Origin of the sequence: Aquabacter sediminis, from assembly GCF_028863665.1 — a bacterium.
In the GTDB taxonomy this organism is placed as follows: domain Bacteria; phylum Pseudomonadota; class Alphaproteobacteria; order Rhizobiales; family Xanthobacteraceae; genus L1I39.
In genome coordinates this window covers 569,410-594,781 of sequence record NZ_JARBFX010000003.1, presented here as the reverse complement: position 1 = coordinate 594,781, position 25,372 = coordinate 569,410, and the positions used below count along the sequence as shown (strand labels likewise).

Sequence of the window (25,372 nt, the reverse complement as noted above, 5' to 3'; positions counted from 1 at the left end):
CTCGGCACCTGCGGCGGCGCACCGGTCGCCGCCCCGCTCGCCGGCCGCCTGCGCGGCCTGGTGCGCAGCGGCGTCGATGTGCCGGAAGGGCTGAAGATCGCCGAGATGGACCCCTCCCTCGATGGGGCGCCCAGCTGGACCGGCCTTGCCCCGCGCGCCCGCGCCATTGCGGCCGCGACGCTGGATGCGGTGCGCCTGGTCCATGCCATGGAAGCCGGCCAGGTGCCGGCCGCCTCGTCCCATTGAGCGGCGAGTGTCATCTTTCTCCCATGGATGCCATGTTCATTCACTGCGAGGGCGAACCGGGAGATTGCGCCGTGGCCGAGAGATGGTGGACCGACGCGCTTGTGGACCAGCTCCTGGCCGAGGACGTGCCGTCCGGCGACCTGACGACCACCCTGCTCGGCATTTCCCAGGCCCCCGGCGGCATGCGCTTTTCCATGCGGGCGGACGCGGTGGTGTGCGGCATCGAGCTGGCCGCCGACCTCATCACCCGCGCGGGCGCTGAAGCGCGCTGCCATGTGGCGAGCGGCGACCGGGTGGAGGCGGGCGCCCACCTCCTCTCCGCCCAGGGGCCGGCCGGGGCGTTGCACAAGGCCTGGAAGGTGTCGCAGACGCTGGTGGAATATCTCTCCGGCATCGCCACCGCCACGGCTGCCATCGTGGAGGCCGCCCGCGCGGTGGACCCCCACGCGGCCGTGGTGACCACCCGCAAGACCTTGCCCGGCAGCAAGGCGCTGATGCTGGCCGCCATCCGTGCCGGCGGGGCGCAGGCCCATCGGCTGGGTTTGTCGGAAACCCTTCTCGTCTTCCCCGAGCACCGTGTCTTTCTCGACGAGCCCGTGACCGCGCTCTCCGCCCTGCGCCGCGCCGCGCCGGAGAAGAAGGTGGTGGTGGAGGTGGCGGACCTGGAGACCGCGGGCCTCGTGCTGGAAGCCGCTCCCGACATTCTCCAATGCGAGAAGATGACGCCGGAAGGTCTGGCCGAGGTGGTGGCCGAGGTGAAGCGGCGGGGGCTCCACACGCTGGTGGCCGCCGCCGGCGGCGTGAACGCCACCAATGCCGCCGCCTATGTGCGGGCGGGCGCCGGCCTGCTGGTCACCTCCGCGCCCTATTGGGCCAAGCCCGCCGACGTGAAGGTGGTGATCGAGGCGCTGTAGGGCCGATCGACCTTCCTCCCTCTGATAAAGAGCAGCCGTCATGGCCGGGCTTGTCCCGGCCATCTCCGGGGTTCGGCCTGGAGCACGTTTGCCCTGTTCCTCCCGGCGGGTGGGCGTGGAGGCCCGGGACAAGCCCGGGCATGACGGTCGCGCAAAGCATGCCCTGTGGCGCTGAATGCCTTGGAACGAGAGGAATGCGCCCCTGTCGCAAATCCGCCGTGTCGGATGTCCGTGTTCGTCTTGTCGCGTTTGCGACAGCTGTCGTCCAAGGGATAGTCTTTACATTGTAATGACTTGAGACTGTGGCACAGCGCTTGCGTGATCCTCCTCAGATCCTTCCGGTTTCGAGGGGACCACCGACATGATCATTCTCACCGACAATGCGGTTAACGCGGTGAAGACCGCCATGGCACAGACCTCGAACGGGGCCGAGGGCCTGCGCATCATGGTGGAAGCGGGCGGCTGCGCCGGCTTCAAATACATGATGGGGCTCGAGAATGCGCCCCGCGACGGCGACGTGGTGATCGAGCAGGGCGGCGTGAAGCTGTTCATCGACGACCGCTCCCAGCCCCTCGTCTCCGGCATGAAGGTGGATTTTGTCACCTCGCTGGAGAATTCCGGCTTCGTCTTCGAAAATCCCAACGCGGCGTCCAAGTGCGCCTGCGGCAAGTCCTTCGGCTGAGGAGGGCGCGCCATGTGGGATTACACGGACAAGGTCAAGGACTACTTCTTCAACCCGAAGAATGCCGGCCTCCTTTCGGACGCCAATGCGGTGGGCGAAGTGGGCGCCATCGCCTGCGGCGACGCGCTGAAACTCATGCTGAAGGTGGACCCGGAGACGGAAGTCATCACCGAGGCCCGCTTCCAGACCTTCGGCTGCGGCTCGGCCATCGCCTCTTCCTCCGCCCTCACCGAGATCGTCATCGGCAAGACGCTGGACGAGGCGCTGGCGCTGACCAACCAGGACATTGCGGACTTCCTCGGCGGCCTGCCGCCGGAGAAGATGCATTGCTCGGTCATGGGCTATGAGGCCCTCCAGGCGGCGGTGGCCAACTTCCGAGGCGAGACCTGGGAAGACGACCACGAGGAAGGCGCGCTGGTCTGCAAGTGCTTCGGCGTGGACGAAGGCGTCATCGAGCGGGCGGTGAAGGTCAACAAGCTGACCACCCCCGAGCAGGTGACCTTCTACACCAAGGCCGGCGGCGGTTGCCTCACCTGCTTCGAGGCCATTGAGGAAGTGCTCGCCCGCGTGAATGCGGACATGGTGGCCGAGGGCCTCATCGCCGCCTCCGCCGCCTATCGCATCGGCTCGGTGGACCCGCGCGCCCTCAAGGGCAAGCCCCGCGTCGGCAACGGCAAGGACAAGGAGCCCGCCAAGGAGAAGGCGGCGCCATCCGGCCAGCCCATTCAGGTGCCGCTCTCGGCCACCGCGCCCAAGCAGAGCCCGCTGGCCTCGCTGGTGCCGCCGCCCTCCGCGCCGGCTCCGCTCACCCAGGTGCAGCGCATCAAGCTCATCGACAAGGCCATCGAGGAATTGCGCCCCTATCTCCAGCAGGATGGCGGCGATTGCGAGCTGGTGGACGTGGACGGCAACACGGTGAGCGTGAAGCTCTCCGGCGCCTGCATCGGCTGCCAGATGGCCTCCGTGACCATATCCGGCGTGCAGCAACGCCTGATGGAGAAGCTGGGCATGCCGCTGCGCGTCGTGCCGGTCAAGTGAGCGGGAGGCGATGATGAAGCCGGTCTATTTCGACAACAACGCCACCACCCGCGTCGATCCTCGCGTGGTCGAAGCCATGCTGCCCTTCTTCACCGAGCAGTTCGGCAATCCCTCCTCCATGCATGCCTTCGGCTCGCAGGTGGGCGGGGCGGTGAAGGCGGCGCGCGGCAAGCTCCAGGCCCTGCTCGGCGCCGAGTTCGACCATGAGGTGATCTTCACCTCCGGCGGCACCGAGAGCGACAATGCCGCCATCCTCTCCGCCCTGGAGGCGAGCCCCCGCCGCCGCGAGGTCATCACCAGCGCGGTGGAGCATCCCGCCGTCCTCTCCTTGTGCTCCTGGCTGGAGAAGAACAAGGGCGTGAAGGTCCATGTCATCCCGGTGGATGAAAAGGGCCGCCTCGACATGGACGCCTATGCGGAGGCGCTCTCCGACCGGGTCGCCGTGGTCTCCATCATGTGGGCCAATAACGAGACGGGCACGCTCTTCCCCGTCGAGGAACTGGCGCAGATGGCGAAAGCCCATGGCGCGCTGTTCCATACCGACGCGGTGCAGGCGGTGGGCAAGATCCCCATGGACCTGAAGTCCACCGCCATCGACATGCTCTCCTTGTCCGGCCACAAGCTGCATGCCCCCAAGGGCATCGGCGCGCTCTACGTGAAGCGCGGCGTGCGCTTCCGCCCGCAGATCAAGGGCGGGCACCAGGAGCGCAGCCGGCGGGCGGGCACCGAGAATACGCCCTCCATCGTGGGCCTCGGCGTTGCCGCGGCGCTCGCCGCCGAGCACATGGCCGAGGAGAATGGCCGCGTGCGGGCACTGCGCGACCGGCTGGAAAAGGGCCTGCTCCAGCGCATCCCCAATTGTTTCGTGACCGGGGATGCGGACAACCGCCTGCCCAACACCGCCAACATCGCCTTCGAGTTCATCGAGGGGGAGGGCATCCTCCTGCTCCTGAACCGGGAGGGCATCGCCGCCTCCTCGGGCTCGGCCTGCACCTCGGGCTCGCTGGAGCCCTCCCATGTGCTGCGGGCCATGAGGATCCCCTATACGGCGGCCCATGGTGCCATCCGCTTCTCCCTCTCCCGCGACAACAGCCCGGAGGAAGTGGACCATGTGCTGGAGGTGATGCCTGGCATCATCGACAAGCTGCGCGCCCTCTCGCCTTTCTGGAACGGGGCCGGCGCGCCGGCGCAGGAGTTCAAGCCCGTCTATGCCTGATCGTGCCGGAGCCGCGCCCCTGCGGCTCCGGTCCCCTTGGTGCCCATCCGCGCCCGGAGGTGATCCATGCTCGCCAAGCCGCCCTTTCCCCCGCCTGCGCCCCGCACCGTATTCCTGAACGACACCACGCTCAGGGACGGTGAGCAGGCCCCCGGCGTCGCCTTCACCCGCAAGGAGAAGCTCGACATCGCCGAGGCGCTGGCCGCTGCCGGCGTGCCGGAGATCGAGGCCGGCACACCGGCCATGGGCGACGAGGAAATCGAGACCATCCGCTCCATCGCCTCCCTGAAGCTGCCGCTGCGCGTCATGGCGTGGTGCCGCATGGGCGAGGAAGACCTGATGGCGGCGGTGGCGGCGGGCGTCACCTGCGTGAACCTCTCCATTCCCACCTCCGACCGGCAGCTGGCCGGCAAGCTCGGCCGCGACCGCGCCTGGGCGCTGGACAAGGTGGGCGAAACGGTAAATCTGGCCCGCCGGCTCGGCTTTGCGGTGGCGGTGGGCTGCGAGGATGCCTCCCGCGCCGATCCCGCCTTCCTGGTGGCCGTGGCCGGAATCGCCTCCGAAGCCGGCGCCTTTCGCCTGCGGCTCGCCGATACGCTGGGCGTGCTCGATCCCTTCTCCACCTGCGCGCTGGTGGGGCGCATCGCCCAGGCATGCGACCTCGACATCGAATTCCACGGCCATGACGATCTCGGCCTTGCCACCGCCAATGCGCTGGCGGCGGTGATGGGCGGGGCGAGCCATGTGAGCGTCACCGTGCTGGGCCTCGGCGAGCGGGCCGGCAATGCGGCGCTGGAAGAGGTGGCCATCGCGCTGCGCCAGACCGGCCGCAGCGAGACCGGCATCGATCCCCTGGCGCTCAAGGGCCTCGCTACCCTCGTCTCGCAGGCCGCCGGCCGTCCCGTGCCCCGCGCCAAGGCGGTGGTGGGGGAGGATGTGTTCACCCATGAATCCGGCATCCATGTCTCCGGCCTTCTGAAGGACCGGCGCACCTACGAGGCGCTCGACCCGCAGATGCTGGGGCGCGACCACACGGTGGTGCTGGGCAAGCATTCCGGCCTCGCCGCCATCGAGCGGGCTTTGGCGCTGGAAGGGCTGAAGGTGGACCCCGAGCGGGGCAAGGCCATCCTGAAGCGGGTGCGCGACTTCGCCACCCGCACCAAGCAGGTGGTGCCCCAGGACGTGCTGCGGCGCTTCTACGAGGACAGCTTCACGCAGGAGGCGCTCCGCCGCCGCCGCATCGCCGTCGAGGAGGCCTAACCATGATCATGGGAGGCACCCGCCGCCGTCATCCCGCCATCCCCCTGGCCGCGCCCATGTCCCCCAGCTCGTCGTCTGTGCCCGGCCTTCTTGCCTTGGTCCGCGAGGATGTGGCCTGCGTGAAGGGGCGCGATCCTGCCGCCCGCAACACGCTGGAGATCGTGCTCACCTATCCCGGCGTGCACGCGGTCATCTGGCACCGCATCGCCCATCGCCTCTGGCGGCGAAAGCTCAAGTTTCCAGCCCGCTTCCTGTCCTGGCTGGCGCGCTTTCTGACCAATGCGGACATCCATCCCGGCGCCACCATCGGCCGGCGCTTCTTCATTGATCACGGCGCCTGCGTGGTGATCGGCGAGACGGCGGAAGTGGGGGACGACGTGACGCTCTATCACGGCGTGACCCTGGGCGGCACCTCCTGGAGCCCCGGCAAGCGCCATCCGACCTTGAAGGACGGGGTGCTGGTGGGGGCGGGCGCGAAGATCCTCGGCCCCATCACGGTGGGAGCCGGGGCGCGGGTGGGCGCCAATTCGGTGGTGATCGAGGATGTGGCCCCCGGCATGACCGTGGTGGGCATTCCCGGCCGCCCGGTGAAGCCGACGGCCGAGCGTCGGCGGCTCGGCGACGGCCGCATCGATCTTGAACACCATCTCATGCCCGACCCGGTGGGCGAGGCCATCGCCTCCCTGCTGGACCGCATCGAATTCCTGGAGGCGCGGCTCGCCCACCTCCAGCGCCGGGGCCGGCCCGAGGCCGATCCCTGCGCCGGTGATCCCGCCGCCTGAACCCAGCCATTCCCGTCGCAAGGGCGACAAGAGGAGGTCCCAATGTCCGCTTCCGACACGTCCGCTCCCGTTTCGTCGGTTCTCATCCAATTGCGCCACTTGTCGTCGGCGGAGGATTTCTTCTCCGTCCTCGACGTGCCCTACGACAAGCGTGTCGTGAACGTGGCACGCCTGCACATCTTGAAGCGCATGGGCCAGCATCTGGCCTCCGCCGACTTTGCCGGCATGAGCGACGAGGCCATCCGCGCCGCCTGCGCCGACACGCTGGAGCGCGCCTATCGGGACTTCCTCACCTCCTCGCCGCTGGAGCAGCGTGTGTTCAAGGTGCTGAAGGACCGCGACCCCACCCGCCCCGCGCCCAAGGGCGCGTTCGTTCCGCTCACCGCCTTGTTCCAGGGCGTGGAGCGCTCCTGACGCCGCCTGTCGCAAAGCCGACAGGTTGCGCCTGCCCTCCTCTCGTACATTTCTTCAAGGCATTGAAAATACAAAATTATTTTCTTCCAGAGGATTTGGCACGGGTGATGCGAGAGGAGGGCAGAGGCTTTTAAAGCGAGGTTGCCGCCATGCACATCGTGGTCTGCATCAAGCAGGTTCCGGACTCCGGCCAGATCCGGGTCCATCCCGTCACCAACACGATCATGCGGCAGGGGGTGCCGACCATCATCAACCCCTACGATCTGTTCGCGCTGGAGGAAGCCCTCCGCCTGCGCGACAAGTTCGGGGGCGAGGTGACGGTGCTCACCATGGGCCCGCCCATGGCCTCCGACTCCTTGCGCAAGGCGCTGACCTTCGGCGCCGACCGGGCGGTGCTGCTCACCGACCGCTTCTTCGCCGGCTCGGACACGCTGGCCACCTCGTTCGCGCTGGCCAGCGCCATCGCGAAGATCGGCGAGACCTTCGGCCCGCCGGACGTGGTCTTCACCGGCAAGCAGACCATTGACGGCGACACCGCCCAGGTGGGTCCCGGCATCGCCAAGCGGCTGAACCTGCTGCAGCTGACCTATGTGGCCAAGATCGCGGAGCTGGACCTCGACGGCCGCTCCATCACCATCGAGCGGCGCGCCGAGGGCGGGGTGCAGGTGCTGAAAACCCGCCTGCCGTGCCTCATCACCATGCTGGAAGCCACCAACGAGATGCGCCGCGGCTCCATGGAAGATGCCTTGCGCGCCGCCCGCGCCGAGATTGTCACCTGGAACGCGGCGGAAGCGGGCATCGAGGACATGGCCAAATGCGGCCTGCGCGGTTCGCCCACGGTGGTCAAGCGCGTCTTCGCCCCCGGCGCCCGCGCCGAGAAGGCGGAACTGGTGGAGCTTGCCGGCAAGGATGCCGGCGCCGCCGCCGATGCGCTCATCGACGCCATGTTCGCCCGCACCCCCACCCTTGAGGCGGACATGGCCCGCCTCTCCGCCGGCTTCTGAGCAGGAGACGCCCCATGACCACGCCCGCAAAACCTGCCGCCAAACCCGCCGCCGGCGGACGCGCCGGGATGAAGAAGGAACTGCCCGAGCACTTCAAGGCCTACAAGCATGTGTGGGTGTTCGTGGAGCTGGAGCGGGGGCAGGTGCACCCCGTCTCCTGGGAATTGATGGGCGAGGGCCGCAAGCTCGCCGACAAGCTGGGCTGCGAACTGGCCGGCGTGGTGGTGGGCGCGCCCGATGGCGGCACCAAGGAAGCCGCCGCCGAGGCCTTCTGCTATGGGGCGGACCTCGTCTATCTGTGCGAGGATCCCATCCTCGCCCATTATCGCAACGAGCCCTACACCAAGGCGCTCACCGACATCGTCAACACCCACAAGCCGGAAATTCTGCTGCTGGGCGCCACCACGCTGGGCCGCGATCTCGCCGGCTCGGTGGCCACCACGCTGCTCACCGGCCTGACCGCCGACTGCACGGAACTGGACGTGGACGCCGACAAGTCGCTGGGCGCCACCCGCCCCACCTTCGGCGGCTCGCTTTTGTGCACCATCTATACGCTGAACTACCGGCCGCAAATGGCCACCATCCGTCCGCGCGTCATGTCCATGCCCGAGCGGGTGGAAGCGCCGGTCGGCCGCATCGTCGAACACAAGCTCGACATGGCGGAAGAGGACATCGTCACCAAGATCCTGTCCTTCGTGCCGGACCGCGACGCCAACAAGGCGAATCTTGCTTATGCCGACGTGGTGGTGGCCGGCGGGCTCGGGCTGCAATCGGCGGAGAATTTCCAACTGGTGCGGAACCTGGCCGCCGTGCTGGGCGCCGAGTTCGGCGGCTCGCGGCCCCTGGTCCAGAAGGGCTGGATCACCTCCGACCGCCAGATCGGCCAGACCGGCAAGACCATCCGGCCCAAGCTCTATATCGCCGCCGGTATTTCCGGCGCCATCCAGCATCGCGTGGGCGTGGAGGGGGCGGACATGATCGTCGCCATCAACACCGATCCCAACGCGCCCATCTTCGACTTTGCCCATGTGGGCATCGTCACCGACGCCATCCGCCTGCTGCCGGCCCTCACCGAGGCTTTCCGCCGGCGGCTTTCCCCCCATTCCCGTGACCGGCTGGCCGGCTGAGGAGGCCCATCATGATCGATGAGAAGTTCGACGCCATTGTCGTCGGGGCCGGCATGTCCGGCAATGCCTGCGCGCTCACTCTGGCCCAGCGCGGCCTGAAGGTGCTGCAACTGGAGCGCGGCGAATATTCCGGCTCCAAGAATGTGCAGGGCGCCATCCTCTATGCGGACATGCTGGAGAAGCTCGTCCCCGACTTCCGCGAGGACGCCCCCCTGGAGCGCCACATCGTGGAGCAGCGCTTCTGGATGATGGACGACACCTCGCACGTCGGCATGCACTACCGCTCCGACGACTTCAACGAGGACAAGCCCAACCGCTACACCATCATCCGCGCCCAGTTCGACAAGTGGTTCTCCTCCAAGGTGAAGGAGGCCGGCGTCACCGTGCTGTGCGAGACCACCGCCACGGAACTCATCCACGACGCCTATGGCAAGGTCATCGGCGTGCGCACCGACCGGGCCGGCGGCATCGTCCATGGCGACGTGGTGGTGCTGGCGGAAGGGGTGAACGGCCTGCTGGGCTCCCGCGCCGGTCTGCGCCCGGTGCCAAAGCCCGAGCATGTGGCGCTCGCCGTGAAGGAAATGCACTTCATGTCGGCGGAGGCCATCGGCGCCCGCTTCAACCTGAAGGAGAATGAGGGCGTGGTCATCGAGGCCGCCGGCACCATCTCCAAGGGCATGACGGGCATGGCCTTCCTCTACACCAACAAGGAATGCCTATCGGTGGGCCTCGGCTGCCTCGTCTCCGATTTCCGCGACGGGCAGGAGACGCCCTATGGGCTGCTCGAAGCCTTCAAGTCCCATCCCTCCATCGCCCCGCTGCTGGCGGACGCGGAAGTGAAGGAATATGCCGCCCATCTCATCCCCGAGGGTGGCTACAAGGCGATCCCGCAGCTGTACGGCGATGGCTGGCTGGTGGTGGGCGATGCCGCCCAGTTCAACAATGCCATCCACCGCGAGGGCTCCAACCTCGCCATGACCACGGGTCGGCTGGCGGCCGAGGCCATCTTCCACCTGAAGAGCCGCAAGGAGCCGCTCAACAAGGCCAACCTCGCCCTCTACAAGAAGATGGTCGAGGAATCCTTCGTCATGAAGGACCTGAAGAAATACAAGGACATGCCGGCGCTGCTGCACACCCAGTCGCGCAATTTCTTCCTCACCTATCCCGAGCTCATGTCGAAGGCCGCGCAGAATTTCCTGCGGGTGGACGGCACGCCCAAGGTGGAGAAGGAGAAGGCCACCGTCCGCTCCTTCGTCAAGCGCCGGTCCTGGCCGGGCCTCATCGGCGATGCCTTCCGGCTCGCCCGCGCCTGGCGCTGATCACTCCCATTCCATCACGTCCCGCCACAGGAGGTCGCCATGACCGCACGGGTTGAGGAAAAGCTGTTCCAGAACCGGTATCTCGTGGATGTGGGCCGCCCCCACATCAAGATCCTGCCCCATGAGACGCCCTCGGCGAACCTGCTCGCCATGACGCGCCTGTGCCCGGCAGGCTGCTATGCCACCACCGATTCCGGCCAGGTGGAAGTGGTGCCCGACGGCTGCTTCGAATGCGGCACCTGCCGGGTGCTGTGCGAGCCCTCCGGCGAGATCGAGTGGAATTATCCGCGCGGCGGGTTCGGGGTGCTGTTCAAGTTCGGCTGAGCGCCTCTTCGTATTTCCCCGGCGGCGGCTGGCCGCTGGACGGAAAGGGTGGGGGAGGGCGGCCTGTCCGGTGCGCCGGACGGGCCGCTTTCAATCGCGCCCTTGCGGGAGGGCCGGGAAGACCCAATCTCTTGCGGGCCGGCGGGGGCGCAAGCTGCCGGCGATGGCGCAGGAGAGTGAACCGATGCCCCCCTTTTCCGTCCTCGACCTCGCCCATGTGCCCCAAGGCGGCACGCCGGCCGACGCCCTGCGCAATTCGCGCGACCTTGCCCGACACGTGGAGGCGCTCGGCTATAAGCGCTTCTGGCTGGCCGAGCATCACAACATGGTGGGCATCGCCTCGGCGGCGACCTCTGTCGTGATCGGCCATGTGGCGGCCGGCACGAGCACCATCCGCGTGGGCGCGGGCGGCATCATGCTGCCGAACCATTCGCCGCTGGTGATCGCCGAGCAGTTCGGCACGCTCGCCACCCTCTTCCCCGGCCGCATCGATCTCGGCCTTGGCCGCGCACCGGGCACCGACCAGCGCACCTTGCGGGCGCTGCGACGCGATCCCGCCGCCTCCGACACCTTCCCCCAGGACGTGCTGGAATTGCAGGCTCTGCTCGGCGACGTGCAGGAGGGCCAGAAGATCCGCGCCGTGCCGGGGATGGGCACCCATGTGCCGCTCTGGATCCTGGGCTCCAGCCTGTTCGGCGCGCAGCTCGCCGGCATGCTCGGCTTGCCTTATGCCTTTGCTTCCCATTTCGCCCCGGACGCCCTGATGCAGGCGCTCTCCGTCTATCGCGAGCGGTTCGAGCCCTCCGCCCAGTTGGACCGGCCCTATGCCATGGTGGGCTGCAACGTGATCGCCGCCGATACCGATGCAGAAGCCCGCCGCCTCTTCACCTCCGCCCAGCAGGCCTTCACCAACATGTTCCGGGGCACGCGCGGCCTGCTGCCGCCGCCCATCGACGACATCGACACCTATTGGAGCCCCATGGAGAAGGTGCAGGCCTCGTCCATGCTGGCCTGTTCCTTCGTCGGCTCGCGGGAGACGGTGCGCGCGCAATTGGCGGCTTTTCTTGAACGCACGGCGGCGGATGAGCTGATGGTGGCCTCCGCGATGTTCGACCCCTCGGCACGCAAGCGATCCTATGAGATCCTCGCCGAGGTCCATGCGGATTTAGCCGGAGCGCCCGTGCCCGCCTAATCGCATGCGAAGGAGGGGCAGATGAGCGATGAGACAGAGGGGAGCGCCCCATCGGCCCTCCCCACGAAGCTGACCCGCACCAAGGAGCGCTGGGCCGAGGAGGGCAAGTTCCTCACCGGTCGCGTGGCGCGCCCCGACTCCGACCGCCTGCCGCCGGGCCAGCATCTGGTGAAGGACTGGCCGGTGCTGGACCTCGGCCTCCAGCCCATGCTGCCGCCCAATCGCTGGCGCCTCGACGTGGACGGGCTGGTGGAGAGCCCCATCCACTGGGACCTCGACGCCTTCAAGGCCGCGCCCCAGTCCACCGAAGTCACCGACATCCACTGCGTCACAACCTGGTCGCGTTACGACAATCGCTGGGAAGGGGTGCGCACGCGCGACCTGATGGACCTGGTGCGCCCGCGCCCCGAGGCCCATTTCGTGCTGCTCTCTTCCTATGACGGCTACACCACCAACTTGCCGCTGGAAGACTTCGCAGCGTCCGATGCCATGCTCGTCCATAGCTGGGAAGGCGAGCCGCTCACCCGCGCCCATGGCGGCCCGGTGCGCCTCGTGGTGCCGCACCTCTATTTCTGGAAGAGCGCCAAGTGGCTGAAGCGCATCGAATTCCTGCCCGCCGACAAGCTCGGCTTCTGGGAGGAGCGCGGCTATCACGAGCGCGGCGATCCCTGGACCGAGCAGCGCTATTCCGAATAAGGCTCCCGCGCCCGGTGGTGCCGGGCGCGGTCGTCTTCAGATGGGCGGCAGGTTCAGCCACTTGGCGAGCGAGGTGAGGACAATGTCCACCGCCAGCGCCGCCAGGATGATGCCCATGATGCGCCGGATCAGGTTGGCGCCGGACTGGCGGATCACCATCAGCAGGTATTTGGCCAGGAAGAACAGCACCAGCATGATGACCATGAGGGCGGCCACCACGGCGATGGTGATGACCTGGTCATGGATGGAATGCCGGCTGTTATTGGCCAGGATCATCACCGAGAGAATGGCGCCCGGCCCGGCAATGACCGGCGTCGCCAGCGGATAGACCGCCATGGCGGCCAAATGCTTGTCCTCGTCGATCTCCAGCGCTTGGGGCTTGCCCATCTCGGTGAAGATCATGGTCATGGCATAGACGAACAGGATCAGCCCGCCGGCCACCTGGAAGGACAGGATGGAGATGCCCATGGCCTCCAGCAGCGCCTGTCCCACGACGATGAAGAAGACCAGGATGAGGAAGGCGAAGAAGGTGGCCAGCACCGCGGCCCGCCGCCGCCCCTTGTCCGACAATTCCGACGTGACGGCCATGAAGATGGATAGATGGCTGATGGGCTCCAGCACCGCCCAAAGCGTCACGAACTGCGTTACCAGCAGATTGAGATCATCCGACATCCCGTCCCATCCCCCGCCTGCGTCGAGCCTTGCATCGCGCCGCTCCGGGACAGCCGCGTCCGGGCCTCGCCCGTTCGAGGTGGGGTCCCCCGGTTGCGCCAGTGCCGGCGGCCACCCCTGGCCGCGGCGACGATGCCCGAATTGCGTGCCCGGATTGCGTGCCCCTCGGCCGCCAATCCATCCCGTCGCCATGGTGCCGGCTGCCTGTCGCGGACGCAACCGACGAGAAATTGCCAGCGGGGGTTGGTCGGCTCGCCTTGCGGGTGTATTTTCTTGCCTATTCTCTTTTTCTGCGGCCCTGGTCCCGGGGCCGGCGCGGGGCGACTTGGGGCGGAACCGCAGGCGGGTCTCGTCCATTGTGCTTGATGTGACGTAAGGGAAGTTATCGCTTCATCTTCGCGCTGCGTGCGCTTTCCTGCCCTCCTTGACCTGCCTCAAGGTGAAGCGGGCGCCGTATGCGACAAAAGTCGAGACGGTTCGAGGCGGGCAGGGCAGGCCCTGCCGCTGGAGCCGCAAGAGGCGTGAGCGCGGCCGCCGGACCGCATGGCAACAGGTGGGGCGCGTGCTCCAAGGGAGGATCGAACGGTGATCCAGAACATCAAGAGCGTGCTTGTCGGGTTGACGGAAGAAGGCCGCGAGGAGCCCTCCTCGGCGCTCGCATATGGCATGTCGCTGGCCTCGCAGGCCCAGGCGCACATCACCGTGCAGGCGGCGGCCATCAAGATGGTGTTGACCCATGCCATGGTCAGCAACATGGCCGCCTCGCTGATCAACGCCGAAAACCGGCGCATCGGCACCTTGGCGGAGGCGGTGGCCGAGCGGGCGCGGGGCGAAGCCGTGGCGGCCGGCGTCGGATGCACGGTGGAATCCCCGCAATTGTCCTATCCGGACCTGCTGGCCGCCTTCGTCCGGCAGGCGCGGGTCCATGACCTCGCCATCATCGACGCGGAAGAGGCCACCATCGACATCGACCGCGGCCTGATCGAGCAGGTGCTGTTCGACAGCGGCCGTCCGCTCATCGTGGTGCCGGTGGGCTGTGACACCTTCTCGGCCAAGCGCATCGTCATCGCCTGGGACGGCAGCACGCCGGCCGTGCGCGCGGTCAACGATGCCCTGCCGCTGCTGCGCGCCGCCGAGGCGGTGGAGATCCTCTCCATCGCGCCGCAGAAGGCGCTGAAGAATGCAGTGCCGGGCGCAGAGCTTGCCCCGCATCTGGCGCGCCATGGCGTCAATGTCTCGGTCAATGCGGTGCCCACGGACGGCGATGTGGCGACCCAATTGCAGGCCGAGGCGTCGCTGTTCCGAGCAGACCTCATGGTGCTCGGCGCCTTCAACCATTCGCTGCTGCGCGAATGGCTCCTGGGCGGCGTGACCCAGGCGCTGCTGAAGGACAGCAAGCTGCCCTTGTTCTTCTCGCACTGAGGCGCATCGATTTTCAGTGGACGGGCCGGCGCCTTCGAGGGCCGGCCCGTCTTCATTTCCGGTCGATTTTGAAACCAAGCGCGAGCTTTGCCCGTTATGGTTCGAACGCGGCGCGCGGGGCGGGGCCTCGTGACCGCGGAAACGGCGAGAAGGAGCAAAGCCATGAAATGGGTCGTCTGGGTGGGCAGTGTCCGCAAGGGGTCCTACAATGCCGCCATCGCACGCGCGCTCCAGGGGCTGGCGCCCGAAGGCGTCACGGTGGAGCTCCTGCCCTCCGTCGCCGAGCTGCCCATCTATGATGCCGACATCCAGGCCCAGGGCTTTCCGGCGGAAGTCACCGGCCTCGGCGCCACCTTGAAGGGGGCGGACGGCGTCATCATCGTGACGCCGGAATATAACTATTCCGTGCCCGGCGGCCTGAAGAACGCCATCGACTGGGTCTCCCGCCTTCCCGATGCCCCGCTGAAGGGCAAGCCGGTGCTCATCCAGTCCGCCTCCATGGGCGTGCTCGGCGGGGCGCGGGCGCAGTATCACCTGCGCCAGATCATGGTCTTCCTGGATGCGTTCGTGATGAACGTGCCCGAGGTGATGGTCGGCCAGGCGCAGAAGAAGATCGACGAGAGCGGCACCCTCACCGACGAGGGCACCCGCGACTTCATCGCCAGTCAGCTCAAGGCCTTCAAGGCCTATGTGGAGCGGGTGCGGGCCTGAGCCATCGGGCGTGCGGGCACCTGTCCGCCGTGGCCGCTGATGCTTGACCTTTCCTTCGCCCTTGAGGTGGCGGGGCGGCATTCCCATCTGTCATGCCGCCCCGCCACGCGGCGGACCTGCCCGGAGTGACAGTGGTCCCATGCTTTCCGATGCCCTGACCGCCTTCGGGCAAGTCTTCTCGCCGCTGCTGCGTGGCGTCCTGGTCAAGTCGGTGCTTCTGGCGCTGGGGCTGGTGGCGGTGCTGGCCATCGGCCTCAACCTGCTCCTGGAGCAGATGGTGGTGCTGCCTTATCCGTGGCTTGAAACCACCATCGCCATCCTGGTGGGCGTCGGCAGCGTGGTGGGCGCGCTCTATATGGTGCCGGCCGTGTCCGCCGTGGTGGCCGGCCTCTTCCTCGACGACGTGGCCGAGGCGGTTGAGAAAACCAGCTATCCCGGCGAGCCGGTGGGCACGCCCCAGCCCGTGGCGCGCTCGGTTTTCTATTCGCTGCGCTTCTTCGGCCTCGTGCTGGCGGTGAACCTCGCCGCCTTGCTGCTGCTGCTGGTGCCGGGGGTGAACATCATCGCCTTCTTCGTGGCCAACGCCTATCTGCTGAGCCGGGAATATTTCGAGCTGGCTGCCATGCGCTATGCCTCGCCGGAGGAGGCGCGGGCGCTGCGGCAGGCCAATGCCACCAAGGTCTTCGTGGCCGGCCTGCTCATGGCGCCGCTCCTCATGGTGCCCATTCTCAACCTGGTCACGCCGGTCTTCGGCACCGCCTTCATGGTGCACCTGCACAAGCGCCTCTCACCGACGCTGATGCGCGCGCCCGCGGGAGCGGCGCGGCTGCGCTGAACGCAGCGACCCACTTTCACATCATCATCGTTGTTTGCGTGTAAAGTGGCTAAGCCTGCGCTTGGCGCGCGGCCATGGAGCTGCGGGACGATCATGACCCTCTCACCCCTGCGCCGGATGCTGGTCGCCACCGGCACCGCTCTTTACGTGCTGTCCGCCGGCTCGGCGTGGGCCCAGCAGGCGTCCCAGATCCAGCCGTCCCGGATCGAGGTGCCCACCCCCCTCATCGCAAAGGGCGCGGGCGATCCGCCAGTGATGTCGGAGGGGCAGGCGTTGCAGAATCTGGGGCTCGTGGGGGTGGCCCGCGTGCCCGCCGATGCCTTGGACTTCATGGGCGATACGCTCGGCTCCATGTCCGGCATGGCGATCGCGCCGGGCACCTGGCGCAAGGAGGGCGACACCTATCGCGCGATCCTTTATTCGCTGCCGGACCGGGGCCGCAATTCGCCGGACGAGGGCGAATATGCCGATTATGCCAACCGGCTCATTGCCTACGACCTCGCCTTCGTGCCCGGCCGCGCCTTTACCCTGACGCCCACGGGCGCGGGCATCGCGCTGAAGGATTTCGAGGGCCGGCCCACCACCGGGGCAGACCCGGCCGATGGCACCATCGTCCAGGCCGGCCACACCTTGCCCGCGCCCAAGGCGGGCGCGCTGGGGGCGGGGAAGGTCACGCTGGACGCGGAAGCCGTGGCCATGCGGGCCGATGGCAGCTTCTATGTGAGCGACGAATACGGGCCGGGCATCTATCTGTTCGGTTCCGACGGGCGGATGACCGGCGCCATCGATCCCGGCCCGGCGCTGGTGCCCATGACCGGCGGCGTGATCAACTTCAATTCCACCAAGGCGCCCGACACCGGCCGGCGCAACAATCAGGGCCTGGAGGCGCTGGCGGTGACGCCGGATGGCCGCAAGCTGGTGGCCGTGCTCCAGAGCGCCACGGTGCAGGATTCCTCCGCCTCCAAGGACCAGACCAACCGGGCCAATACCCGCATTCTCGTTTACGACATCTCGACCGACCCGACGCCAAAGGCGCCGGTGGCGGTCTATGCCCTCACCTTGCCGGTCTTTGCCTCCAAGGGCGACGGCAAGATCGACCGCACCGCCGCCCAGTCGGAAATGGTGGCGCTCGATGACCATCGGTTCCTGATCCTCTCCCGCGACGGCAACGGGCTCGGCTCCAAGCCGGGGCCGGAAGTGTTCAAGGTGGTGCTGCTGGTGGATGTGAGCGGCGCCACCAACCTCGCCGGCACCGACTATGAGACCACCACCCGTCCCATCGCCCCGGCGCAGGACGGGCGCAACGTGCTCGACCCTTCCATCCGCCCCGCCACGGCCAGCGTGCTGGTGAACCTGCTCAATCCCGATGATCTGGGTAAATTCGGCCTCAACATCCGCAATGAGACGCCGGACGAGAACACCCTGTCGGAGAAGTGGGAAGCCATGGCGCTGGTGCCGGCGTTGGACCAGCAGGCGCCCGACACCTTCTTCCTGTTTGTGGGCAACGATAACGACTTCCTCACCCGTCACGGCGTGATGCAGGGCAAGCCCTATGCGGACAAGATCGACAACGCCACCACGGTGCTCGCCTATCGCCTGCGCCTGCCGGGGGTGAAGCTGAACCCGTAAGGTGGGTCAGGCGATGGCGGGACGGTGGCCAGCCTTTTCCCAGAGCCGGCGGGCCACCTTCGTGGCGGCGGCGATCACTTCGGCGCCGTCGAACAATGTGGGCCGCCCGTGCTCCAGCACCACGCGCCCGTCCACCACCACCGCATCCACATTGCCGCCCTGCGCGCTGTGCACCACCAGGCCCGGCCCGTCGATGAGGGGGGCAAGGTTCGGCGCGTCGAGGTCGAGGAGCACGAGGTCCGCCTTCCAGCCCGGCGCCAGCGTGCCCACCACGCCGGAAAGGCCGAGCGCTGCCGCGCCTCCGGTGATGGCCCAGCCAAGCACGTCCTGGGACGTCACGGAGAAGCCAGCACCCCGGATGCGGGTGCCGGCCAGCGCCATGCGCATGGCCTCGAACATGTCGCCGGACTTGGTGTCGGTGGCCAGCGAGATGGCGGCGCCCGCCTCCTGCAGCGCCAGGATGGGCGCCACCGAGCCGTGGGCGGCATTGCCCACGGGAATATGAGCCACATGGGCGCCTGAGGCGCCGAAGCGCGCCCTGTCCGTTTCGTCCATATGGATGCAGTGGCCCGCCACCAAGGCCGGGCCGAGAAGGCCGGTCTCAGCCATCAGTTCCACTGGCCGCATGCCGTCGCGGGCGGCGACCACCTCGATCTCCATGGGCGATTGATGGAGATGGGTGTGCAGGATGAGGCCGTGCTTCGTCGCGAGGCCAGCGACCATGCGCAGCAGGTCCGGCGAGCAGGTGTCCGGCGCATGGGGCCCGAGCACCGGTGTCACCAGGGGATCGCGGCCCGTCCAGGCCGTGACGAAGTCCATGGCTTCCGTCAGCGTCGCCTCGCCCCGGGAAGCATCCGCCTTCCATTCCCGGCGGGCGAGGGCGCTTGTATCCGCATCCATGATGCGTCCGCCCACGAAGGCGCGCAGGCCGGTTTCGCGCGCCGCCTGGGCCAGCGCCTCGGGGTGACGATAGAAGTCCACCACCGTGGTGGAGCCGAAGCGCAGCATCTCATAGGCGCCGAGGCGGGCCAGCAGATAGGCGTCTTCGTGCGAGATCTGGTCGCCCTGCGGGACGCCCGGCGTATAGGCCGGGGCGAAGCTTCGATCCTCGATCATCCCCCGCACCACCATGATGGGGGTGTGGTTGTGGGTGTTGACGAGGCCGGGCATCACCAGGTGCCGCGCAGAACCGAGCCGGCGTTTGGGGGCATAGGCGGCCGTCATTTCTGCCACCGGGCCGATGGCCCGGATGCGGTCGCCCTCAATAGCCAGCGCCACGTGGGAGGCGATGGTGCCGGCGGCGTCCATCAGCAATGCCGCCCGCGCCTCCACCAGGAGGTCGCACGGGGAGGGCGGTGCGGGTGGGACTGCGAGGGAAGCGGTCACGCGGGGCGCTCCGCCTGGGCATCGAGGCTCGCCAGCACGGCATCGGCGGTGCGGCGGGTGTGGTCGGCCATGGCTGCGGCGAAGCCCGGCGCGTCGCCGGCCCGCAGGCGGGCCATGAAGGCCTCGTGCTCGGCCAGGGATTCCACCCAGCGGCGGGGGTTGTAGTTCACCTGCGCCCGGGCCCGGTAGATCTTGGCGGAGAGCGTACTCCAATTGGCCTGGAGCACCGGATTGCCGGCAAGCCGGGTGATCTCCCCATGGATGTCCTGGTTCAGCCGGAAATAGGCAGCGCGGGCGCCGGCCGCGTGGTGGGCGGCGAGCATAGCGTGCATCTCCTCCAGCCGGTCGCGGTCGCCCGTCCCGGCGGCGCGACACGCCAGGTCCGCCGCCAGGTGGTCAAGCGCCACCATGACCTGGAACACGGCGGCGATCTCCGCCCGGTCCACCGGCGTCACCACCGGCGTGCGATGGGGGCGCAGCTCCATCAACCCCTCGGAGGCGAGCACCTTGAAGGCCTCCCGCAAGGGCGTGCGGGAGACGCCGAAGGTCTCGCACAGCATGCGCTCGGGCAGCGGGCTGCCGGGGGCGATCTCGCCCTCCAGCACCATCTGGCGCAGGCGCACCACCAACTGGTCGTGCAGCGAGGCGGTGGCGAGCGGCTGGGCCGCCTCGGACCCGGACAATTTCAGCTTGGCGGGCTTGAACTTATACCGCGCCTTGGGGCGCGCGACGGGCTCCGCCTTTTCCTCCATCATATCAATACTTGCCTCTAATTTGGGCATATTCTCCGTCCATCGCCTATAGAAGCAGCTTTAAAATCAATATCAATGGAGCATATACAATTGAAACATAAACACAAAACAAAGATCGCATACCGAATGCGGAATTCCGGCGGCCCGTTCGTCGGAGCAACCAGTCAGAGGACGAGAACCGATGAAGACCCTTTTCTCCCGCCTTGCCTTGGCGGCCGCCGTGGTGGCGGGGCTTGCCGCCGCCCCCGTCGCGAAAGCCCAGGAAACCCCCGTGAAAGTGGGCTACGCCAAGTGCGCCCATTGCGTGCCCATGTCGCTGCTGCCCGACTACACGCAGGGCGTGAAGGTGGAAGCCATCGGCTTCAACACCGGCAATGACGTGCTCACCGCCCTCGTCTCCAAGAGCATCGACGTGGCGCAGGTGACCTACCTTCACTACGTCACCGGCCTCGACAAGGGCTTCGACCTCGTCGCCATTTCCGGCCAGATCTCGGGCGGCTCCACCATCGTGGTGGCCAACGACCTGCCGCTGCCGGAGAATGACTGGGCCGCCCTGAAGGCGCTGATCGCCAGCTACAAGGCCCAGGGCAAGCCGTTCCGCGTCGCCGCCTCCCGCGGCAATGCCCAGGACATTCACATGCGCGGCGCCCTCGCCAAGCAGGGCATCGACGTCAACAAGGACGTCCAGTTCATCAACATCCCCAACCCCTCCGACCACATCCAGGCGCTGCGCCGGGGCGAGGTGGAGATGATCTGCACCGTGGAGCCCTTCGCCACCCAGATCCTCCAGGCCAAGGCCGCCAAGCTGTTCGCCTATCCCTATGACCAGGCCGCCGGAAAACTCACCAACCTCATCGTCACCCGCTCCGACGTGATCGCCAAGGAGCCCAAGGCGGTGGCCGCCGTGGTGAAGGGCGTCGTCGCCCTGGACGAGAAGCTCGATGCCGACCACGTGCTCTGGCAGGGCGTCATCACCAAGGTGACCGGCCTCGACAAGAGCGTGGCCGATGGGGCCATCATCAACCTCTATCCCGACTACAAGATGCACCGCGCCCAGGCCGCCGCCATCGCCGACATGATGCGCGACCTGAAATACATCAACACTGACGTGACCAAGAAGGTGGAGGAGAACATGAACTACACCTTCCTGGAACAGGCCACCGGCAAGCCTAAGTCTGACCTCGGTTACTGAGACGGGACCGGCGGCATGCGCGCATTTTTCTCCTACGTGCGGCTGGAACGCTATGTGGTTCCAGTCCTCATCCTCGCCGGCTGGGAGATGTTTTCCCGCTCGGGCGCGCTGCCACCGGCCCTTCTTCCGGCTCCCTCCGCCGTGGTCTGGGCCTGGGCGGACTGGGTGTTCAACACCGACGGCAACACCCAGAGCTATGCCGGCCGGTGGATTTTCGACGCCGCCGCCAGCGCCGCCCGCGTGGCGGCGGGCTTTGCCATCGCCACGCTCATCGGGGTCGCGGTGGGCGTGGCCATCGGCTGGTCCCGCTTCATCGAGGTGACCATCGAGCCCACCTTGCAGATGCTGCGGCCCATCCCCCCCGTCTCGTGGATTCCGCTCGCCATCATCTGGTTCGGCATCGCGGACAAGCCGGCCATCTTCCTGGTGTTCCTGGGCGCCTTCTTCCCCATCCTGCTGAACACCATCCATGGCGTGAAGACCTGTGACCGCAACCTCATCCGGGCGGGGGCCATGGTGGGAGGCGGGCAGCGGCAATTGCTGTGGTACATCGTCATGCCGGCCGCGCTCCCCTCCATCTTCGCCGGGCTGCGCATCGCCATCGGCTCGGCCTGGATGCTCACCGTCACCGCCGAGATGGTGGCGGTGAAGAGCGGCGTCGGCTACGTGCTGTGGGACGCCTATTATTTCCTGCGCTACGACATCGTCATTGCCGCCATGGCCTCCATCGGCCTGCTCGGCTTCCTGAGCGATCTCGCCATCCGCCTCGTCATGGCCCGCGCCTTGCGCTGGCAGCGCGGCACCACCCTGCAGGGCGAGGGCTGAGCCATGGGCAATATCGAAATCTCCAAGGTCTCGAAGGTGTTCACCGACAAGGTGCGGCAGCGCGATGTCACCGCGCTCTGCGATGTCAGCCTCTCGGTGAAGCGCAACGACTTCATCTGCCTCTTGGGCCCGTCCGGCTGTGGCAAGTCCACCTTGCTCAACATGATCGCCGGCTTCGACAAGCCCAGCTCCGGCACCATCGCGGTGGACGGGCAGACGGTGACCGGGCCCGGCGCGGACCGGGGCGTGGTGTTCCAGCAGGCCAATCTCATGCCCTGGCTGCCGGTGTGGGAGAATGTGGCGTTCCACCTGAAGATGCGCGGCGCCTCCAAGTCGGTGCGGCGGGAGCAGGCGCAGATCTATATCGACCTCGTCGGCCTCACTGGCTTCGAGAACCACTATCCCGCCGAATTGTCCGGCGGCATGAACCAGCGCGTCGGCATTGCCCGGGCGCTGCTGATGGATCCCGGCGTCATCCTCATGGACGAGCCGTTCGGCGCGCTGGACGAGCAGACGCGCATGGACATGCAGAACGAGCTGATCCGCATCTGGGAGACCAACAAGGGCACCATCGTCTTCGTCACACACGGCATCGACGAGGCTCTCACGCTGGGCTCGCACGTGGTGGTCATGTCGGCACGGCCCGGCCGCATCTCCGAGGTGATCCCGATCCACATGCCGCGCCCCCGCGACATCACCGGCCCGGCCTTCAACGAGGCCAAGCGCCACATTCTTCATCTGCTGCGCCCCGGCCGCGCGGCGGACGCCTCCTCCTGAAACTGGGAAGTTCCCATGTCCACGTCCAACGTCGCCCAAAAGCGCGTGCTTCTCGGCATGCTCACCCCGTCCTCCAACACGGTGCTGGAGCCCGTCACCCAGGCCATGGTGGCCGGGCTGCCCGAGGTGTCCGTGCATTTCGGCCGCTTCAAGGTCACCGAGATCGCGCTCTCCGACCGCGCGCTCGCCCAGTTCGACGACACCGAGATCCTGCGCGCGGCGGAGCTGCTCGCCCATGCCAAGGTGGAGGTAATCGGCTGGAACGGCACCTCGTCCGGCTGGCTCGGCTTCGAGGCGGATGAGCGCCTGTGCGAACGCATCACCGGGGCGACCGGCATCAAGGCCACCACCTCCATGCTGGCGCTCAATGAGGTGCTGGAGCGGCGGGGCGTGACGCGGCTCGGCTTCGTGACGCCCTATCTGGACGACGTGCAGGAGAAGATCATCGCCAATTATGCCCGCCTCGGCATGGCCTGCGCGGGGGACGAGCATCTGCGCATCCAGGACAATTTCTCCTTCTCGGAGGTCTCGGCTGAAACGCTCACCCGGATGATCCGCACGGTGGCTTTGGAAAAGCCCGATGCCATCGGCGTCATGTGCACCAACCTGCGCGCGGCACCGCTGGTGGAAAAGCTGGAAGCTGAAATCGGCATCCCCATCTACGACACCATCGCCACCGTGCTCTGGAAGAGCCTCGTGCTGGCCGGCGTCGATCCCGCCCGGGTGACTGGCTGGGGCAGCCTGTTCCGCGACTTCGCCTGAGCCTCACGGTCGCCGCGGCACCGCTTGGGCGACGGCCTGCAGCGCATCCAGGGTGCGGACCAGGTCTTCCAGCCGAGCCGCCAGGGGCCCGGTTCCCATCGCGGCGGGCAGAGGCGCCGTCACCGCTTCCGCCGTGCAGGCGCTGGCGAGGCGGAAGGTGAAGGCAGGGCGGAAGGCGGGATCGAGCGGCGTTTCCACCTCCGCCTGCATCAGGCCGTTGAGGCCGATGAACAGGGCCTGGAGCCGGTGGCTTGCCTCGGCGATCCGCGCCAAAGTCGGTCCGTCGCCGCCGATTTCGGTGAGGCCGCGCCGCAGCGCGCCTTGGAGCGCGCTCATGGCATCGCCGGCGCGACGCCGCCCCTCCAGCACATCGGCGCTCTCGCACCCCTCCAGGCGCGCCAGCACCCCATTGGCATAATCGGCCATGGCGGCGCAGGCGGCCGACAGCAGGGCCGGCACGCCGCGATGCTCATAGCTCGGCCACAGCAGGTGGCAGCCTAGCAACGCAAGTCCCGCGCCGATCAGGGTGGCGAGCAGGCGCAGGGCGCCGAGGTCCTGGTCGATGCCGGGAAAGAGCACATGCTCATAGGGGATCAGCCCGGCGGACAGGAAGACGATGGCGAGCCCGTAATTGAGCGGCAGCACCGCCAGCAGCAATGTGAAGCAGGTCGAGGCGAAGGCGAGCTGGAGCGTCAGGTCGGTGAGCCAGGGCATGGCGAGGAGACCGATGCCCAGGCCCAGCAAGGTGCCCCCAACCCGCTGGAGCGCGCGCAGCACCGTCAGCGCCGCCGTGGGTTTGAGCACCACCGTCACCGTCAGGGGCACCCAATAGCCGAAGGGGCGGGGGAACAGCCAGAACACCACCACCGCCGCCGCCGTCACCACCCCATAGCGCAGCGCGTGTCGGGCGAGCGGCGTGCGCCAGTCCAGAACCGGGCGCAGGGGCGCCAGGAGGCCGACCGCCGAGGGCTGCTGCGCCGGGCCGTCCACTGGTCCTGACGCGTCCGGCGCGCCGTTAAGCAGCAGGATGCTGGCGCGAAGAGTGGACCGTAGGCGCGCCTCCAGGGCGCGGGCCCGATCGCCTCCGAGGTCGGACACCGTCTCGCCAGGAGCGGGCAAAGGCGGGACAAGGTCGGCGGGGATGCGATGGGTCTCGATCGCCGCCGCCATGCGCGAGATCGCCGAGGCCATGTCCGGAGGCACATCGCCGCCTGAGACCCGAAGGGCGCTTGTGAGTGAGAACATCTGGTCGGCATGGGCGATCAAGGCGAGGGCGAGGCCCCGCGTTTCGCGCGTGCCGCCGTCGGGACGCATCTCCAGCGCCACCCGCCGGGCCTCGGCGATGGCCGCGCGCATGCGCGCCTCGGGCGTCTCCGGTCCCTCCGCCGCCTCTCCCGCCATGTAGCGCGCCAGAAGCCGGAAACAGCCGGCCACCTGCCGGTCCAGCACCGTCCGGGGCCGCCCCAGGGGAAGCGCCAGGGTGAGGCCGAGGGTGAGGAGGCCACCGAGTGCGAAATAGGCGGCGAGCGTTCCTGCACGGACGAGCGAGTGGTCGGTCGCCGGCAGTCCCATCTGCACATAGGCCCAGGCCACCGGCAGGGCCATCACGCCGAACGCGGCGCCATAGGCGCCCATGAGCGCGGCGATGATCCCCCAGGCGAACATGCCGGCCACCGCGAAGGGCAGGCTCCCGCCGGCCAGGATGCCCGTGGCGAGCGCGAGGGCGCCCAGCACCGTTCCGGCCAGGATGCGCAGGGCCTGCCGGCGGTCGCCATCGTCCATGCAATCGCCGATGGCGATGAGGAAGGCGCCAATGCCGGTCCACACGAGGTCAGGCCAGGGGAGGGCGTGAGCCAGCAGCAGCGGCACCAGCAGGCCGGCCATGCCCCGCGCGGCGAGCGCCCAATGGAGCCGGCGGGCATCGAAGACGAGGAGATCCGCCGCCAGCAGGCGCACCCGCGCGGGCCAGCGGGTGACCTTTGCCTCGCGTCCCCCTTGGCCGGTTCGTTCCATGCCCGCCCGCGTTCGTGCCGATGCGAAATGGGAGAGCTGGAGCGTCGAGGAGACCGCCTCTCTCCCATCCCCGTCTTAGACGGCGATCCCGGCGGAGGGAACCGGTCCGGCCGGGCTCGTGTCCTCTGGTCCTGCATCAGGAGCAATTGGCGGTGTCGCCGCGTGCCGGAGGGCGCGCCGGG

25 protein-coding genes and 1 pseudogene are annotated in these 25,372 nt (G+C 67.8%); 22 read left to right on the top strand and 4 right to left on the bottom strand.

Annotated elements, in window-relative coordinates:
• The 14 genes and pseudogenes from PV781_RS08385 to PV781_RS08320 form a co-directional block, all read left to right on the top strand.
• Window positions 1–246 (top strand): annotated as a pseudogene (locus PV781_RS08385) (xanthine dehydrogenase); the annotation flags it as partial.
• Between the two features lie 71 nt (window positions 247–317).
• Window positions 318–1,160: a ModD protein gene (gene modD, locus PV781_RS08380; protein WP_274775172.1), complete on the top strand. Its 843-nt coding sequence runs from the start codon at window positions 318–320 to the stop codon at window positions 1,158–1,160.
• 361 nt (window positions 1,161–1,521) lie between these two features.
• Entirely contained in the window at window positions 1,522–1,842 is a 321-nt protein-coding gene (locus PV781_RS08375) for a HesB/IscA family protein (RefSeq protein WP_274775171.1), read from the top strand.
• Between the two features lie 12 nt (window positions 1,843–1,854).
• On the top strand, window positions 1,855–2,880 hold the full coding sequence (gene nifU / locus PV781_RS08370) for a Fe-S cluster assembly protein NifU (protein ID WP_274775170.1): 1,026 nt from the start codon (window positions 1,855–1,857) through the stop codon (window positions 2,878–2,880).
• Between the two features lie 13 nt (window positions 2,881–2,893).
• Window positions 2,894–4,096, top strand: a complete 1,203-nt coding sequence (gene nifS, locus PV781_RS08365) for a cysteine desulfurase NifS (protein WP_274775185.1) — start codon at window positions 2,894–2,896, stop codon at window positions 4,094–4,096.
• Window positions 4,097–4,162: 66 nt separating this feature from the next.
• A complete protein-coding gene (gene nifV / locus PV781_RS08360) occupies window positions 4,163–5,356 on the top strand; it encodes a homocitrate synthase (protein WP_274775169.1) in 1,194 nt (397 codons plus the stop codon).
• A gap of 56 nt (window positions 5,357–5,412) precedes the next feature.
• Window positions 5,413–6,138 (top strand): serine O-acetyltransferase, encoded by a 726-nt coding sequence (cysE, locus tag PV781_RS08355; protein ID WP_274775184.1) that lies wholly within the window; start codon window positions 5,413–5,415, stop codon window positions 6,136–6,138.
• A gap of 42 nt (window positions 6,139–6,180) precedes the next feature.
• Entirely contained in the window at window positions 6,181–6,552 is a 372-nt protein-coding gene (gene nifW, locus PV781_RS08350; RefSeq protein WP_274775168.1) for a nitrogenase stabilizing/protective protein NifW, read from the top strand.
• A 149-nt stretch (window positions 6,553–6,701) separates the two neighbouring features.
• Window positions 6,702–7,556 (top strand): electron transfer flavoprotein subunit beta/FixA family protein, encoded by an 855-nt coding sequence (locus PV781_RS08345; protein ID WP_274775167.1) that lies wholly within the window; start codon window positions 6,702–6,704, stop codon window positions 7,554–7,556.
• Between the two features lie 14 nt (window positions 7,557–7,570).
• Window positions 7,571–8,683, top strand: coding sequence for an electron transfer flavoprotein subunit alpha/FixB family protein (locus tag PV781_RS08340; protein ID WP_274775166.1), 1,113 nt, complete (start codon window positions 7,571–7,573; stop codon window positions 8,681–8,683).
• Between the two features lie 11 nt (window positions 8,684–8,694).
• Entirely contained in the window at window positions 8,695–10,002 is a 1,308-nt protein-coding gene (locus PV781_RS08335; protein WP_274775165.1) for an FAD-dependent oxidoreductase, read from the top strand.
• 39 nt (window positions 10,003–10,041) lie between these two features.
• Window positions 10,042–10,326: a ferredoxin family protein gene (locus PV781_RS08330; protein ID WP_209103359.1), complete on the top strand. Its 285-nt coding sequence runs from the start codon at window positions 10,042–10,044 to the stop codon at window positions 10,324–10,326.
• A gap of 184 nt (window positions 10,327–10,510) precedes the next feature.
• Window positions 10,511–11,518 carry an LLM class flavin-dependent oxidoreductase gene (locus PV781_RS08325; protein WP_274775164.1) on the top strand — a complete coding sequence of 336 codons (1,008 nt, stop codon included), beginning with the start codon at window positions 10,511–10,513 and terminating at the stop codon, window positions 11,516–11,518.
• A 21-nt stretch (window positions 11,519–11,539) separates the two neighbouring features.
• Window positions 11,540–12,214, top strand: a complete 675-nt coding sequence (locus PV781_RS08320) for a sulfite oxidase-like oxidoreductase (protein ID WP_274775163.1) — start codon at window positions 11,540–11,542, stop codon at window positions 12,212–12,214.
• Between the two features lie 36 nt (window positions 12,215–12,250).
• Here PV781_RS08320 and PV781_RS08315 read toward each other — a convergent pair whose 3' ends face one another.
• The gene (locus PV781_RS08315; RefSeq protein WP_274775162.1) at window positions 12,251–12,886 is read right to left on the bottom strand and encodes a MarC family protein; all 636 of its coding nucleotides are present in this window, start codon (window positions 12,884–12,886) and stop codon (window positions 12,251–12,253) included.
• A gap of 585 nt (window positions 12,887–13,471) precedes the next feature.
• Between PV781_RS08315 and PV781_RS08310 the strand changes: the two genes are divergently transcribed.
• From PV781_RS08310 to PV781_RS08295, 4 genes are all read left to right on the top strand, one after another.
• Window positions 13,472–14,308, top strand: coding sequence for a universal stress protein (locus PV781_RS08310; protein ID WP_274775161.1), 837 nt, complete (start codon window positions 13,472–13,474; stop codon window positions 14,306–14,308).
• A gap of 162 nt (window positions 14,309–14,470) precedes the next feature.
• Window positions 14,471–15,019, top strand: a complete 549-nt coding sequence (locus PV781_RS08305; RefSeq protein WP_274775160.1) for an NADPH-dependent FMN reductase — start codon at window positions 14,471–14,473, stop codon at window positions 15,017–15,019.
• Between the two features lie 139 nt (window positions 15,020–15,158).
• Window positions 15,159–15,854, top strand: a complete 696-nt coding sequence (locus PV781_RS08300) for a sulfate transporter family protein (RefSeq protein ID WP_274775159.1) — start codon at window positions 15,159–15,161, stop codon at window positions 15,852–15,854.
• A 93-nt stretch (window positions 15,855–15,947) separates the two neighbouring features.
• Complete coding sequence (locus PV781_RS08295; RefSeq protein ID WP_274775158.1) at window positions 15,948–17,483, top strand: esterase-like activity of phytase family protein; 1,536 nt, start codon at window positions 15,948–15,950, stop codon at window positions 17,481–17,483.
• A gap of 6 nt (window positions 17,484–17,489) precedes the next feature.
• Here the strand turns inward: PV781_RS08295 and PV781_RS08290 are convergent, their stop codons facing one another.
• Both PV781_RS08290 and PV781_RS08285 read right to left on the bottom strand, forming a co-directional pair.
• Window positions 17,490–18,869, bottom strand: coding sequence for an amidohydrolase family protein (locus tag PV781_RS08290; RefSeq protein WP_274775157.1), 1,380 nt, complete (start codon window positions 18,867–18,869; stop codon window positions 17,490–17,492).
• Complete coding sequence (locus tag PV781_RS08285; protein WP_274775156.1) at window positions 18,866–19,624, bottom strand: GntR family transcriptional regulator; 759 nt, start codon at window positions 19,622–19,624, stop codon at window positions 18,866–18,868. The genes PV781_RS08290 and PV781_RS08285 overlap by 4 nt, the downstream gene beginning before the upstream one ends.
• 178 nt (window positions 19,625–19,802) lie before the next feature.
• Between PV781_RS08285 and PV781_RS08280 the strand changes: the two genes are divergently transcribed.
• Genes PV781_RS08280 through PV781_RS08265 form a run of 4 tightly spaced genes read left to right on the top strand, consistent with a single transcriptional unit; the run spans window position 19,803 to window position 23,177 of the window.
• Window positions 19,803–20,813 (top strand): ABC transporter substrate-binding protein, encoded by a 1,011-nt coding sequence (locus PV781_RS08280; protein WP_274775155.1) that lies wholly within the window; start codon window positions 19,803–19,805, stop codon window positions 20,811–20,813.
• Window positions 20,814–20,828: 15 nt separating this feature from the next.
• Window positions 20,829–21,638: an ABC transporter permease gene (locus tag PV781_RS08275; protein ID WP_274775154.1), complete on the top strand. Its 810-nt coding sequence runs from the start codon at window positions 20,829–20,831 to the stop codon at window positions 21,636–21,638.
• 3 nt (window positions 21,639–21,641) lie between these two features.
• Window positions 21,642–22,415: an ABC transporter ATP-binding protein gene (locus PV781_RS08270; protein WP_274775153.1), complete on the top strand. Its 774-nt coding sequence runs from the start codon at window positions 21,642–21,644 to the stop codon at window positions 22,413–22,415.
• A 15-nt stretch (window positions 22,416–22,430) separates the two neighbouring features.
• Complete coding sequence (locus PV781_RS08265) at window positions 22,431–23,177, top strand: maleate cis-trans isomerase family protein (protein WP_274775152.1); 747 nt, start codon at window positions 22,431–22,433, stop codon at window positions 23,175–23,177.
• 3 nt (window positions 23,178–23,180) lie between these two features.
• Here PV781_RS08265 and PV781_RS08260 read toward each other — a convergent pair whose 3' ends face one another.
• A complete protein-coding gene (locus PV781_RS08260) occupies window positions 23,181–25,190 on the bottom strand; it encodes an FUSC family protein (RefSeq protein ID WP_274775151.1) in 2,010 nt (669 codons plus the stop codon).
• Window positions 25,191–25,372 lie beyond the last annotated feature (182 nt).

Coding starts and splice junctions, on each gene's coding strand:
- PV781_RS08375 (WP_274775171.1), top strand. CDS start 1,522: ATGATCATTCTCACCGACAATGCGGTTAACGCGGTGAAGACCGCCATG.
- nifU (WP_274775170.1), top strand. CDS start 1,855: ATGTGGGATTACACGGACAAGGTCAAGGACTACTTCTTCAACCCGAAG.
- nifS (WP_274775185.1), top strand. CDS start 2,894: ATGAAGCCGGTCTATTTCGACAACAACGCCACCACCCGCGTCGATCCT.
- nifV (WP_274775169.1), top strand. CDS start 4,163: ATGCTCGCCAAGCCGCCCTTTCCCCCGCCTGCGCCCCGCACCGTATTC.
- cysE (WP_274775184.1), top strand. CDS start 5,413: ATGTCCCCCAGCTCGTCGTCTGTGCCCGGCCTTCTTGCCTTGGTCCGC.
- nifW (WP_274775168.1), top strand. CDS start 6,181: ATGTCCGCTTCCGACACGTCCGCTCCCGTTTCGTCGGTTCTCATCCAA.
- PV781_RS08345 (WP_274775167.1), top strand. CDS start 6,702: ATGCACATCGTGGTCTGCATCAAGCAGGTTCCGGACTCCGGCCAGATC.
- PV781_RS08340 (WP_274775166.1), top strand. CDS start 7,571: ATGACCACGCCCGCAAAACCTGCCGCCAAACCCGCCGCCGGCGGACGC.
- PV781_RS08335 (WP_274775165.1), top strand. CDS start 8,695: ATGATCGATGAGAAGTTCGACGCCATTGTCGTCGGGGCCGGCATGTCC.
- PV781_RS08330 (WP_209103359.1), top strand. CDS start 10,042: ATGACCGCACGGGTTGAGGAAAAGCTGTTCCAGAACCGGTATCTCGTG.
- PV781_RS08325 (WP_274775164.1), top strand. CDS start 10,511: ATGCCCCCCTTTTCCGTCCTCGACCTCGCCCATGTGCCCCAAGGCGGC.
- PV781_RS08320 (WP_274775163.1), top strand. CDS start 11,540: ATGAGCGATGAGACAGAGGGGAGCGCCCCATCGGCCCTCCCCACGAAG.
- PV781_RS08315 (WP_274775162.1), bottom strand. CDS start 12,886: ATGTCGGATGATCTCAATCTGCTGGTAACGCAGTTCGTGACGCTTTGG.
- PV781_RS08305 (WP_274775160.1), top strand. CDS start 14,471: ATGAAATGGGTCGTCTGGGTGGGCAGTGTCCGCAAGGGGTCCTACAAT.
- PV781_RS08300 (WP_274775159.1), top strand. CDS start 15,159: ATGCTTTCCGATGCCCTGACCGCCTTCGGGCAAGTCTTCTCGCCGCTG.
- PV781_RS08295 (WP_274775158.1), top strand. CDS start 15,948: ATGACCCTCTCACCCCTGCGCCGGATGCTGGTCGCCACCGGCACCGCT.
- PV781_RS08285 (WP_274775156.1), bottom strand. CDS start 19,624: ATGATGGAGGAAAAGGCGGAGCCCGTCGCGCGCCCCAAGGCGCGGTAT.
- PV781_RS08280 (WP_274775155.1), top strand. CDS start 19,803: ATGAAGACCCTTTTCTCCCGCCTTGCCTTGGCGGCCGCCGTGGTGGCG.
- PV781_RS08275 (WP_274775154.1), top strand. CDS start 20,829: ATGCGCGCATTTTTCTCCTACGTGCGGCTGGAACGCTATGTGGTTCCA.
- PV781_RS08270 (WP_274775153.1), top strand. CDS start 21,642: ATGGGCAATATCGAAATCTCCAAGGTCTCGAAGGTGTTCACCGACAAG.
- PV781_RS08265 (WP_274775152.1), top strand. CDS start 22,431: ATGTCCACGTCCAACGTCGCCCAAAAGCGCGTGCTTCTCGGCATGCTC.
- PV781_RS08260 (WP_274775151.1), bottom strand. CDS start 25,190: ATGGAACGAACCGGCCAAGGGGGACGCGAGGCAAAGGTCACCCGCTGG.